This is a genomic window from Lachnoanaerobaculum gingivalis, assembly GCF_003862475.1.
Lineage (GTDB): Bacteria > Bacillota > Clostridia > Lachnospirales > Lachnospiraceae > Lachnoanaerobaculum > Lachnoanaerobaculum gingivalis.
In genome coordinates this window covers 63,441-76,687 of the sequence record NZ_RRCO01000003.1, presented here as the reverse complement: position 1 = coordinate 76,687, position 13,247 = coordinate 63,441, and the positions used below count along the sequence as shown (strand labels likewise).

The following is a 13,247-nucleotide window of genomic DNA, read 5'->3' as shown; positions in this document are numbered from 1 at the left end:
GGAGAAACTATGAAAGTATTAGTTGCAGGTGGTGCAGGATTTATAGGTAGTCACTTGATAGACAGTTTACTTGCAGAGGGTAATGATGTAGTATGTATCGATAACTTCTTTATTGGAACAAAGAAGAATATTGAGCATTTGATGGACAATCCGAAGTTTAAATTCTATGAGCAAAATCTTTGTGACAGAGAAAAGCTTGAGGCTGTATTTGAAAAAGAGAACTTCGAGTATGTATTTCATTTGGCCGCAAACTCTGATATTCAGGCAAGCGCAAATGACCCTGCTATAGAGTATGAAAATACATACTCAACAACATTTGAGCTTCTTCAAGCTATGAGAAAGTATGATGTAAAGAAATTTTTCTTTGCTTCAACTTCTGCAGTTTATGGAGAGAAAGAAGGAAAGAATGTATCTGAGGATGAGCCGAATCTTCGTCCTATATCATATTACGGAGCAGCAAAGCTTGGTTCAGAAGCGCTTATATCAGCCTACAGCTATATGAATGACATTAAGGCGCTGATATTCAGATTTCCAAATGTTATAGGGCCAAGACTCACTCACGGAGTTATATTTGACTTTGTGAAGAGACTTAAGGATGATCCAAGTCATTTAAGAATACTTGGAGACGGAACACAGTGTAAACCTTATATTTATGTACTTGACTTGGTAGAGGCAATAATGCAGTTTAAAGATGTGAAGGACACAGGAATCACACTTTATAATCTTGGAGTAAGTACACAAAGCAGTGTAAAGACAATTGCTGATATAGTTGTAGATAAGATGGGGCTTACAGGAATACCTTACGAATATACAGGAGGAAAAGGTGGATGGAAGGGTGATGTACCTAAATTCCAGTATGACCTTTCTAAGATTCATGCAGCAGGTTGGAAGGCAAAACATGAGTCGGATGAGTCGGTAGCACTTACTGTAGAAAATGTATTAAAGATGAATTAGAGGTGAAAATGGATTATACAAAAAGTATTAAAGATTATATTGAACTTGAAATAGAAACATTAAAAAAATTAAATGTAGAAGATATTAATAGGGCTATGAATTTGATGGATGATACAAGAAAGGCAGAAGGAACCATCTTTGTATTCGGTAACGGTGGAAGTTCCGCTACCGCATCACATTATCAAAATGATTTTAATAAAGGTGTGAGTGAGTATCTGTTTAAAAAGGGAGAGCCTAAGTTTAAACTTCTTTGTCTTAATGACAATGTTGCCACTATGATGGCTATTGCAAATGATATCGGATTTGAGGAAGTATTCCGTTTCCAGCTTGAGGGAGTAATAAAAGAAGGAGATATTGTTATGGCAATCTCCGGAAGCGGTAACTCTAAGAATGTATTGAATGCAGTAGAATATGCCAAGTCTTGTGGCAATAAGATAATAGGAATTACAGGCTATGACGGTGGTAAGTTGAAGGAAATGTCAGATGTTTCACTATGTGCTGATGTAATGAGTATGCAGGTAACAGAAGATATACATATGATATACGATCATCTTATCATGAGTATTTTTTATAAAACTTTAGCGGGTAAAGATCATTTAAGAGTATAGGAAGAGAAGATGGGGAATCTTTTTTTAACATTATTATTGATTGTTGGAATTGTCATATTGGCAATTCCTCAATCTATTTCTAAGACAGTAAAGAAGGCGTTGCCGGTGCTGCTAGTTTTAGCTGTAATATTTAGTACAGCTCTTTTCATAAATATAAAGCTTAAGAATGATGTTAGTATAATTGCAACCGGAGAGAAAAATGAAAAAGCTGAGGGTAAGGAAATTTTTTTGAAGGAAGTCATTATAAATGGAAAGAGTAAAAAGCCAAAAGAAATTTTTTCAAAGGGTTGGATTGAAAAGGATGACGGATTGCTTTGGAGAGATTATGATAAACCTGATGACTTGAAGGATAGTATTCAAGCGGATTTTAATTGCACTGACAAAATTGTGTTTGTCCTAAAACAGAATAAATGGCAAGGTAAAGCTGAAGTTGTATCGGAACAATATAAGCAAGATAAACAAGATAAACAAGAGTTTGATGGTTATGTAGATTCTGAGTCTGACAGCTGGATGAACCTTGAGGTTGATGTTAGTGATGAGAGTGGACTTTTAAAAAAGTATCCATTTCTTAATATACTCATAGGTATTGTTGGTGGCAATTAATGAATATGTTCATGAATAAAATAAAACAATACCAGTTCATGTTTAGTGAACTGGTAAAGCGAGATTTCAATAAAAGATATAAAAGATCCGTCCTTGGTATACTTTGGAGTATGATTGCCCCACTATTTCAGCTCCTTGTTATGAGCTTTGTGTTTGACAGAGTCTTTGGAGACAGTATGGAGCACTATACTATTTATATGTTTGCAGGACAGCTGATGTTCAACTACTTCAGAGAGGCTACAGACAACGGCATGCAATCTATTACATCAAATGCCGGTATAATAACAAAGGTAAATGCACCGAAGTACTTGTTCCTTATATCAAAGATAATGGCTGCTTCAATCAACTTCCTGCTTACACTTGTGATTTTTTTTATATTTGTAATAGCATATAGAGTAACAATAACTTGGAAGTTTATATTTATCATCTTTCCAATTATATGCTTGTTTGTTCTTATAGTAGGTACCGGTTTGATATTGTCGGCAATGTTTGTCTTCTTTAAAGATGTGCAGTATCTTTATGATATATTTACACTTGCTTTGATGTACTTTACAGCGATATTTTACGATGTGAAGATATTTGAAGGAAGTATAGTAGCAAAGCTTATTTACTTGAATCCGGTATTTGTATATATAAACTACTTGCGTGAGATTGTATTACATAATAATATTCCATCTTTAACGTATCATTTGTATTGCATTTTTTATGCTCTGCTTATTCTACGAATTGGTATGTGGATGTATAAAAAATACAACTACATGTTCTTATACTACATTTAGAGAGGTAAGATTATGAATATGATAGAAGTAGATCATGTATCTGTTACATATATTCTGGGAGATATTAAAGAGCTTTCCTTAAAAGAGTTCTTTATCAGAAAGATGCATGGGGAAGTAATTACAAAAGAATTTAAAGCGCTAGATGATATAACCTTTCATGTAGAAAAGGGTGAGTTACTTGGTATTATAGGTTCAAACGGTTCCGGAAAATCAACTATACTGAAAGTTCTTTCAAACATAATGCCGGCTTCATCAGGTAGTGTGAAGGTTAACGGTGTGGTGGCACCGCTCCTTGAGTTGACAGCGGGGTTTGATGACGAAATGACTGTAAAGGAAAATGTTTATCTACGTGGTGCACTTCTGGGTTACACAAAGAAATTTATTGAAGACAAATATGATGAAATCATAGATTTTGCAGAGATAAGAGATTTTGAGGATGTAGCGTTTAGAAAACTCAGTTCAGGTATGAAGTCAAAAATAGCATTTTCTTTGGCATCATTTGTAAAACCTGATATACTTATCTTGGATGAAGTATTGTCAGTAGGAGATATGTCTTTTAGGGCAAAGTCGGAACAGAGAATGAAGGAACTTTTTGACAGTGGTGTGACTACTATTTTGGTATCACACGCTATAGAGCAGATCAGAGAAATGTGTACAAAAGTATTATGGCTGGAAAAAGGACATATGAGGGGATATGGTGAAACACAAGAGATGTGTGATGCCTATGAAGCATATATGAGAGGTGAACATGCCTAAGGTTACGGTACTTTTGCCTGTATATAATAGTGAGAAATATATTCGAGAAAGTATAGACAGTATAATCGCACAAAGTTTTACAGATTGGGATATGCTTATATTGAATGAATATGGTTCAAGTGAGAAATGTACAGAGATAGTAAAAGAATATGAAAAAAAAGACGCTAGGATAAGAGTTATTCAAAATGCTAAGCGTTTGGGTCTGGCAGAGTCACTGAATCTTGGTATGAGAGAGGCAAAAGGTGAGTATATAGCGAGAATGGATGCGGATGATATATCAAGAAAAGACAGATTTCAAAAAGAGGTTGAATTTCTTGACAGTCATATGAATGTGGCTGTAGTAGGTTCGTATCAGCATCACTTCGGAGTAGATATAGACTGGATACATGCACCTGCTACAAATGTAGAACAGTGTAAAAGTAACATGGTGTTCTTTTGTGATTTATGTCATTCCACATTGATGTTAAGAAAGAGTACTTTCATAGAAAATGACTTGTATTATGATAATACATATTTGGCAGAAGACTTTGAACTGTGGAGCAGGGTGATTGACTTTGGTGATATTGCAAATATTTCGGAAGTACTTGGAGAGTATCGTGTAGGTGAATATAATATCACCTTAGAGAAGAAGTCAAGACTTCACATTGAAAGTGGTAGAATAGTAGCAAAGACACTGAAACGAACTATAGGGCTTGATCTTTCAGATAATGAGAGTGTACTCTTTGATAACTGGAAGAATGATTATTTTGAAATAAAAGATAAAAATAAGAAGAAAGAAGCCTATGGATTGTTGAAAAATGTGCTTATAAAAATTTATGAAAGAAATCGAGAAGTAAATTTTTTTGATGACTATGCATTGCTTAAGTCTATTCGTGCGAAATGGGCATGGGCAAGAGGAGGAGAGCCGTTCAATAGAATGGTTGATGTTGATGGTGGTATTGAATCTATTTTTAGAACAAAATATCCGAATCCATATATAAATCGCTTTTATTATTTTTGGAAAGAAAACAAGGGAGTAAAGGCAAAGTTAAAAAAAGTTTGTAAGAAAATAAAAGAATTATTTTAGAAGGGAGAAAGCCATGCTGTTAAGTATTATTGTGCCGGTATATCAGGTAGAGAAATATCTGAAAACTTGCATCAAGTCAATGCTTGATTGTCATGGCTTTTCTTATGAAATAATACTTGTAGTAAAAACTTCATGTGATAAAAGTGAGTACATTGCAAATGACATACAAAGAGAGCATTGTGACAGGGTAAGGATAGTTAATCAAGACGGAGACGGACTTTCAAATGCAAGAAATGTCGGATTAAGATATGCAATTGGTGATTATGTGGCTTTTTTTGACAGTGATGACTATATAGATGCTACAGCGTTTTCCAATCTTATGAAAAGCTTGGAGAGTAGGATGCCTTTAGATGTGGTAATCTCAGATTATTATATAGTTGGAAATTCCGATAACATCTCACAGGTTGATACTATTGAGGGTGAAGAGCTAATATGTGATAACGGATATCTTGAGGTATTCCTTAAAAAGAGGAGAAACTACTGGAATGCATGGCAGTATGTTTTAAGAAGAAATTTTCTTCTTGAAAATAAATTGTTGTTTTTGGAAGGAACTTACAGTGAAGACATTGAGTTTGCCACCGGAGTCATTTTGACGGCAAAGAGGTTTGCTTTCTATGGTAAACCGTATTATTACTATAGGATTGGTAGAGAAGGTTCGTTGGCCAATAGGGTCACATTAAAACATGTGGTTGACTTGATGAATATGCTAAGTATTAGTATAAGAAGAATATTAAAGGCAGACTTCTTGTACAATGATATTTTGATAAACAAATTAAGTTTACAATATATTTTATCATTTGTTATGATTTATGATGTTGACATGGAAGATAAAAACAAATCAAAAGAATATATTGTTAAAAATAAGAAAATGTATTTATCAATGAAACATATAGGAATTTTAAAAAGAATACTTTTAAAAGTTGGTATAGCACCATCGGCATATGTTTTAAATATTATCAGAAGTGTAAGAAGATTGGTACTTAAAATGCATTAGGAGTGAGATATGTACAATAGTGATGATAAGATAATTAGACAAATTAAAGATAGTGGTTTGGAAGTAAAACCGGAAGAATGGGAGATTATGTCTTTTTCGGCATATTGTGTTGGAAAATCAGATAAAGAAATCCTACAGACATTAGTTGATTTGGATTTAATTATGAAGCGTTTTTTCTTTTCAATAATGAGAAAATCAAAATATGAAGGAAGAGAATTTTTTAGAAATTGTCATCAGAGGATGAAAAAAAAGTATGAGTTTCTTTTGCCGGCATGCAGTAATGATTATGAAAGAAATAAATTAAATATAATATATAAGAATTCTCTTTTTCATCATGAAGAGTTTTACATACAAAGTAAATTTGCTTCAGAAAATCCTCTTATAACCGTATTGATGCCAACTTTTAACAGTGAAAACTACATAGCTGAGACATTATGGTCTGTATTTGATCAGACCTGTCCTGACTTTGAAGTGCTTATTATGGATGAAGCAGGGAGCAGTCCTGAAACTGCAGAAGTGATCAGCTTATTTGAAGATGATCGAATAAGATTGGTTAGAAATGAGAGAAGGTTGGGGTTAGCAGAATCCTTAAATGAAGGTATAAGGACTGCAAGAGGAAAATATATTGCAAGAATTGATGCAGATGATTTGGCTAGAGAAGATCGCTTTGAGCTACAAGCAGATTTTTTAGAGAAAAACAGAGAGTACGGGCTATGTGGAAGCAGACAACATCATTTCGGGGTAGATAATGATTTTGTACATGAGGTTGCAATAGAACATGAAGACATTAAAGCTGCATTAATATATGGGTGTGAAGTTTGCCATTCTACTATCATGATTAGGAAAGATTTATTCCTTAATAATAATTTGTTCTATGACAACACAAAAAAAGCGGAAGACTATGAATTATGGACAAGGGCAATAAATAAATTTAAATTTCATAATTTGAAAGAAGTCCTTGGAGAGTACAGAATTGGAGCCGACAATATTACGAAAAATAAGTTTGATGCTCTATCAGCTGAGTCTGCAGAAATTGCATCAAATAATTTATTAAGGTATCTACACGTCGAAGTACCTAAGATGCATATACCTTTTTTAACCGGATGGGAAAATAGGTTTGAAGAAGTGGATAGTGATGAAAGAAAGTCGGCGCTAAAGGTAGAAGAGTCCATTTTAAGAGAGATGGTAAAGAATAACATAGAGTATAAAGCGTATAAAGACTCGAGTTTATTAATGGCTATCAATAGAAGATGGAGATGGGTTTTGGGAAATTACTCATATGGTCACGATCTAGAAGAGATTTTAACTGTTGATGAACTATTTAAAAAATATCCTATAGAAGAAGTTAAAAATGCAAGGTCATTTTCTTTCAAAGAAGGTGTTAAGAAAATTCTAAAACTGCTTTATTCCCCATTCAAACATGGGATGAAATATAGAATCAGAAAACAGATTTGGGATTTAGATGGTCATTTGAATGACAGCAAAAATGATGTCTTGAATCATATGAGAGATTTGGAGGTCAGGCTAAAGCAGTATTTGTATCAGATTCAAGAAAATAACAATACTGATTTATTAGAGGAAGCTGAATATTCCTTCAAAAAACTAGACAAACAGATTGAGACTTTGAAGAATAGTGTAAATTCTCAAAGAAGTGCTATTGATTCTATAATTGAAAGTAGAATATATGAAATAGAAAAAAATCTAAGTCAAACATTTGATAGTAGGATTTATAAGGCTGAACAGATTATAAATCAATCATTTGATAGTAGAATTTGGAAAGCAGAAAAGAATTTGAGCCAAACATTTGACAGTAGGACATATGAATCAGAAAAGAATCTGAGTCAAATATTTGATGGTAGAATTTGGAAAGCGGAAAGTAACATAACAGATAAAGTAGTTGACGGATTCACTATGGTACATAAGCATATAGATTTTTGCTATTCAGACATATTTGTATTATTAGATAAACATATAGAGAATACTTCAGGAGCAATTAAGTTGGAAACTGAATATCCTGTAGCCTATGAGAGTAATGATCATATTGTTCCACATGGTACAATTAGAGATGATACACGATACCCAAGGTTTATTCATGCATGTGAGATGTATTTCAAAGATATTGATAAATTAGCATTTGCAGACTTTGGATGCTCAAGTGGAGGAATTGTATTAGATGCTCTTTTACGTGGGCATGAGGCGGTGGGACTTGAGGGTAGTGACGAGTCTTTCAAGCAACAGAGAGCACACTGGAGAGTTATACCAAAGAATTTATTTACATGTGATGTTACTAAACCTTTTACTTTGAAAAAGGATGGGATAAGGAAAGAATTCGATGTCATTTCTGCATGGGAGATGCTGGAACATATTAGAGAAATTGACTTAGATACTCTTTTGAAAAACATAAGAGATCATTTAAAAATAGGCGGAATTTTTGTCGGATCAATTGCAAATTGGGATGATATAGATGAAAAGACAGGTATAAACTGGCATGTAAATTTACATCCATATGAGTGGTGGTCAGAAAAGTTTAAGAAATTTGGTTTTGAAATTATTACTGAGAAATTTTCTCCATATGATATGGCTAGGGGAACATATAATCCTCCTCATTGTTATGAGCTACCTGCGGAGAGTTATGATCCTGAAAAAGATTTTTATATTGTTGCTAAGAAAGTGCAGAGTTGATTAAGGTAAGAACATTATTAGTGTGGTAGTCAAGTGGTGGATTGATTGTAAGATAATGTAAGGTTTACGAATTATGCAATTACAACAGTTGAGATTTACTTTTAGCTATACTAAAAGTGTTGTTGCTTAATTAAAATCATTGAGAAGAGTAATAATGAATGTTATTTAGTATTAGGTTTTTCTTTGAGTGCGTTAAATCTGGTATTATTTAAATATAGTAGTATTATAGCTATATAAAAAATATATTTGTTGGATATACATATACATCTAGATGATAGTGATAGAAGAATTTTAGAAGATAATTTTCATCAAGTATATAAAGATGAAAAATCAACTGTTACGACATATATTCCTAACTAATAAAACTTGAAAATCTCAATTATTTATTGGCTAAACTTGATTATTATTGTTTTTTATGATAGTTTATTGTTGGTAAAGATTAATATTAGAACACGGAGTTAAAAAAATAAAAAAGGAGTGCATATTGTTATGCAGGAGAGACTATGATTATTGCGCAGACACCATTTAGAATGTCCTTCTTCGGTGGAGGAACAGATTACGAAGGCTTTTATAGGGAACACGGAGGAGCGGTTATTTCAACGACTTTTGATAAGTATTGTTACACTACTGTTCGTCATCTCCCAAGGTTTTTTGATTATTCAAATCAAATAACATATGGAATAATTGAAAGAACTAAGACAATTGATGAAATTCAGCATCCGGCTGTTAGAAATATTATGAAATATTTGGATATGCACGAACTCAGAGTAGTGTATGAGGCTGATCTTCCGGCAAGATCCGGACTTGGTACAAGTTCTTCATTTGCAGTTGGTATGTTGAATGCCTGCTATGCATTAAAAGGGAAATATGCTGATAAAAGAAAGCTTGCAGACGATGCAATTTATATAGAAAGAGTTCTATGTAATGAAGCAGGAGGTATCCAAGATCAGATAGCGGCATCGTTTGGTGGTTTTAACAGAATAGATTTTAGAGATGACGGATATACTGTTACACCACTGGTGTTTTCTACAGACAGAAAGAAAGATTTGAATAACAGGTTGATGTTATTCTTTACAGGTTTTTCAAGATTCTCAAGTGATATCGCCAAGAATCAGGTGAAAGCTACAAAGGATAAGACAGCTGAGCTTTTAGAGATGAAGGCATTGGTTGATGACGTTCAAAAGTTGCTTGTTTCTAAAGCGGATTTGAAGGAATTCGGCAAGTTACTGGATTATACTTGGAAACTTAAAAGAGGTATTACATCAGATATCAGTAATAATGATATTGATATTTTATACAAAAAGGCAATAGATGCCGGTGCAACAGGTGGTAAGTTACTTGGTGCCGGTGGTGGCGGTTTCTTGTTATTCTATGTAGAACCGGAATATCAAGAAAATGTAAAAAAAGCACTTGAGGACTTGGTCTATGTCCCTTTTGAATTTGAAAATGAGGGAACGAGAATTATGTATTTTAGACCTGAGTATTTTGATTTGGAATCTGTTAAGGAAGGTTCATAAGAAAGGAGTAGTATGTCTACAAAAGCGTTAATTACAGGAATTACAGGAATGGTTGGCTCTCATCTTGCTGATTTCCTTTTGGAAGAGACAGACTGGGAGATTTATGGAGTATGTAGATGGAGAAGTCCGCTTGACAATGTAGATCATCTGTTGGATAGAGTAAATAAGAAGGATAGAGTATTCTTTGAGTATGCAGACTTAAATGACCAGATGTCACTATATCGTGTTGTTACAGAAATCAAGCCAAATTATATTTTTCATCTGGCTGCACAGAGTTATCCACAGACCAGCTTTACAGCTCCTATAGATACATTAAATACAAATATACTTGGAACATGCAGATTGCTTGAAGCCGTACATGCGGCAATGGTTGCTGATGAGAGTTATAAGCCGGTGATTCATGTTTGTGCATCTTCAGAAGTTTTTGGAAAGATTCCGGCAGATAAGAAACCTGAGGATGGAATAAATGAGGATTGTCCTTTCCATCCGGCTTCACCATATGCCATTTCAAAGGTAGGAACAGATCTTGTTGGAAGATATTATGCAGAAGCATTCGGCATGACTGTAATGACTACAAGAATGTTTACTCATACGGGACCTAGAAGAGGAGATGTTTTCCATGAGTCTACATTTGCAAAGCAGATTGCTATGATTGAGGCAGGTATGCTTCCACCGGTTGTAAAAGTTGGAAATCTAAAATCACTTCGTACATATGCGGATGTAAGAGATGCTGTTAGAGCTTACTATATACTTGTAACAAAGAATCCTGTTGCGGGAGAGTATTACAATATTGGTGGAAGGTATACATGTGAAGTAGGTGATACTTTAGAGGCACTTATTAATATGTCACCTATGAAAGATCAAATTAAAGTTGAGGAAGACCCGGAAAGACTTCGTCCTATTGATGCGGATTTACAGGTTCCGGATTGTAGAAAGTTTACTGCTCATACAGGTTGGGAGCCGGTGATTCCATTTGAGCAGACTATGGAAGATCTTTTGAACTATTGGAGAGATAGAGTAAAAGGTGGACATGAATTCTTAACAAGATAAAAATATGGAAATGTATTGGTAGTGTACTGATACATTTCCTTTGTTTGCATAAAGAGAGTAATATAAGAATATTGATTTCGTAACTAGATAGGAGTAATAATGAAAATAGCTGTTTTAGGTGCCGGTGTATCAGGATTGAGTGCTGCAAGAATGTTAAAAGATAAAGGACATGAGGTCGTTGTATACGAGAAGAATCCCACTATAGGTGGTCTTGCAAGGAGCCGTTATGTAAATGGAATGCTCTATGATCCGCATGGAGGACATATTTTAAATTCTAAACATAAGGAAGTGATGGATTGGGTTTTTTCTATATATCCAAAGGAGAATTGGCAGTATACCGATCGTAATGCTAAGATTTTCTTTTCAGGTAAGTATGTATCATATCCTTTTGAACTTTCACTTTGCGAATTGGATGCAGATGATGCAGTAGATTGTGTTCATGACTTTGTATTGTCACAGATGGGACCTGAACCTGATAACTTTAAAGATTGGCTGACTTGGAACTTTGGAAAAAGCATTGCAGATTTCTATATGATTCCTTATAACGAAAAGATATGGGCTTACCCGCTTGAAGATATGGGAACAGGATGGATGAGAGGGAAGATGCCCCTTCCAACTAAAAAAGAAATTATTCGTTCAGTAATTTTGAAAGATCCGAAAGAAAGAAAGATGCCACATTCATCATTCTACTATCCGCTTCACGGTGGCATTCAGTCTATGGTAAATGCAATTGGTGAGGGCCTAAATATACATACTGATTTTACAATTAAATCAATTAAAAAGGTAAACGGCAAGTGGAATGTAAATGGTGAAGGAGAATATGATAAGATTATCAGTACAATTCCGCTCCCGGAGCTACCCGGTGTAATGGAACTTCCGGAAAAGGTAGTAAACTTGATTAAAGGACTAAAATACAACAGCTTGACAACGGTACTGTTTGATTGTCCAAAGACAGATATTACTTGGTTATATATACCGTCACATGATTATAAGTGCCATAGAGTAGGATATCAAAGTGCATTAACACCATATGCCAATCCGGATACAACCAGAGGCTGTGGTGCACTCGAAGTGATAGGTACAAGTTTTAAGGTGACTGATGATATAGTAAATGACAATACACTTCCAAAGGAACTTGGTTTTGAAAAGATTCTCGATCATCAGTTCTCCGAGTATGCATATGTTATTCATGATAAAGGATATGATACAAATGTAAACGGAATTAAAGAGTACTTTAAGGGTGATTCCACATTTAATCTTCTTGGAAGATGGGCGACATGGAATTATAAAAATATGGATCTATGTATGCTTGATGCAATGGAACTTACTAAGGATCTGTAGAGGTTGTTATGTATTGTATAATTGGTGCAAATGGATTTTTAGGATCATATATCCTAAAATCCATTTTGAATAAAACACAGGAAAGAGTTGTAGCTTGTTGTAGAGATATTTCTTTAGTAGGAGATACATTAAAGGATGAAAGAATCACATGGAAGAATTTAGATATTTGTGATTTTGATGCTGTGAATAGTTTTTGTAATGAGTATAAAAGTGAAGATAAAAAGATTGTATATCTTGCAGCATATCATAATCCGGACTTGGTTGAAAAAAATCCAAGGACAGCTTGGAATACTAATGTTACCGCATTATCTTTCTTCCTTAATGCAATGGAAAATGTTAGTGCATTTTATTATCCGTCATCTGACAGTGTTTATGGCAACAGTATAGATGGAAAAGTATTTAAAGAAGATGATAAAACAAATCCTGTAAATACATATGGAAAGCAAAAAGCTTTGGCAGAAAAAATAGTAAATACATATGGATATCAAGTGGTTCGTTATCCTTTTTTGATAGGAACAAGTCTGTTGTCAGCTAAAAAACATTTTTACGATTCTATCGTGGAGAATTTAAAGTTCGGAGACGGAATGGACATGTTCAGTGATTCATACCGCTCCACTATTTCATTTAAACAGGCTGCAGATTATCTTGTGGATTTGATTGAAATGGGAGATAAGCATCCGATAGTTAATATTTCATCTGATAAGGCTCTGTCAAAGTATGATGTAGGTATAATAATTGCCGAGAAACTTGGAGTAGATAAGAACTTGGTTAGAGCTATAAAAGTAGAGGACTCGGAAGGGATTTTTGTGGCAAAGAGAGCAAGTTCAACAATAATGGATAATAAGTTGCTGAAGTCTATATTCAAATTGGAAGAAATAAGTTTGGAAATTTAGGAGG

Annotated in this window: 12 protein-coding genes; all 12 read left to right on the top strand. The window is 34.1% G+C overall.

All coding sequences use genetic code 11. The annotated features are described in order from the left end of the window. Window positions 1-9 precede the first annotated feature (9 nt). A complete protein-coding gene (locus EHV10_RS07270; protein WP_128674078.1) occupies window positions 10-954 on the top strand; it encodes an NAD-dependent epimerase/dehydratase family protein in 945 nt (314 codons plus the stop codon). Between the two features lie 8 nt (window positions 955-962). Beyond that, window positions 963-1,562 (top strand): D-sedoheptulose-7-phosphate isomerase, encoded by a 600-nt coding sequence (locus EHV10_RS07265; RefSeq protein ID WP_128674077.1) that lies wholly within the window; start codon window positions 963-965, stop codon window positions 1,560-1,562. A 9-nt stretch (window positions 1,563-1,571) separates the two neighbouring features. Then, window positions 1,572-2,165 carry a hypothetical protein gene (locus EHV10_RS07260; protein ID WP_128674076.1) on the top strand — a complete coding sequence of 198 codons (594 nt, stop codon included), beginning with the start codon at window positions 1,572-1,574 and terminating at the stop codon, window positions 2,163-2,165. Next, the gene (locus EHV10_RS07255; protein WP_128674075.1) at window positions 2,165-2,944 is read left to right on the top strand and encodes an ABC transporter permease; all 780 of its coding nucleotides are present in this window, start codon (window positions 2,165-2,167) and stop codon (window positions 2,942-2,944) included. The genes EHV10_RS07260 and EHV10_RS07255 overlap by 1 nt, the downstream gene beginning before the upstream one ends. Before the next feature lie 12 nt (window positions 2,945-2,956). Next, on the top strand, window positions 2,957-3,700 hold the full coding sequence (locus tag EHV10_RS07250) for an ABC transporter ATP-binding protein (RefSeq protein ID WP_128674074.1): 744 nt from the start codon (window positions 2,957-2,959) through the stop codon (window positions 3,698-3,700). Continuing rightward, entirely contained in the window at window positions 3,693-4,766 is a 1,074-nt protein-coding gene (locus tag EHV10_RS07245; protein WP_128674073.1) for a glycosyltransferase family 2 protein, read from the top strand. Before EHV10_RS07250 ends, EHV10_RS07245 begins: the two co-directional genes overlap by 8 nt. 13 nt (window positions 4,767-4,779) lie before the next feature. After that, the gene (locus EHV10_RS07240; protein WP_128674072.1) at window positions 4,780-5,760 is read left to right on the top strand and encodes a glycosyltransferase; all 981 of its coding nucleotides are present in this window, start codon (window positions 4,780-4,782) and stop codon (window positions 5,758-5,760) included. Window positions 5,761-5,769: 9 nt separating this feature from the next. Beyond that, window positions 5,770-8,442, top strand: a complete 2,673-nt coding sequence (locus tag EHV10_RS07235; RefSeq protein WP_128674071.1) for a glycosyltransferase — start codon at window positions 5,770-5,772, stop codon at window positions 8,440-8,442. A 503-nt stretch (window positions 8,443-8,945) separates the two neighbouring features. Further along, complete coding sequence (locus EHV10_RS07230; protein ID WP_128674070.1) at window positions 8,946-9,959, top strand: GHMP family kinase ATP-binding protein; 1,014 nt, start codon at window positions 8,946-8,948, stop codon at window positions 9,957-9,959. Between the two features lie 12 nt (window positions 9,960-9,971). After that, a complete protein-coding gene (locus EHV10_RS07225; protein ID WP_128674069.1) occupies window positions 9,972-11,009 on the top strand; it encodes a GDP-mannose 4,6-dehydratase in 1,038 nt (345 codons plus the stop codon). A 99-nt stretch (window positions 11,010-11,108) separates the two neighbouring features. Then, window positions 11,109-12,350 carry a protoporphyrinogen/coproporphyrinogen oxidase gene (locus tag EHV10_RS07220; protein ID WP_128674068.1) on the top strand — a complete coding sequence of 414 codons (1,242 nt, stop codon included), beginning with the start codon at window positions 11,109-11,111 and terminating at the stop codon, window positions 12,348-12,350. Between the two features lie 8 nt (window positions 12,351-12,358). After that, entirely contained in the window at window positions 12,359-13,243 is an 885-nt protein-coding gene (locus EHV10_RS07215) for a sugar nucleotide-binding protein (RefSeq protein WP_128674067.1), read from the top strand. The last annotated feature ends 4 nt before the right edge of the window (window positions 13,244-13,247 follow it).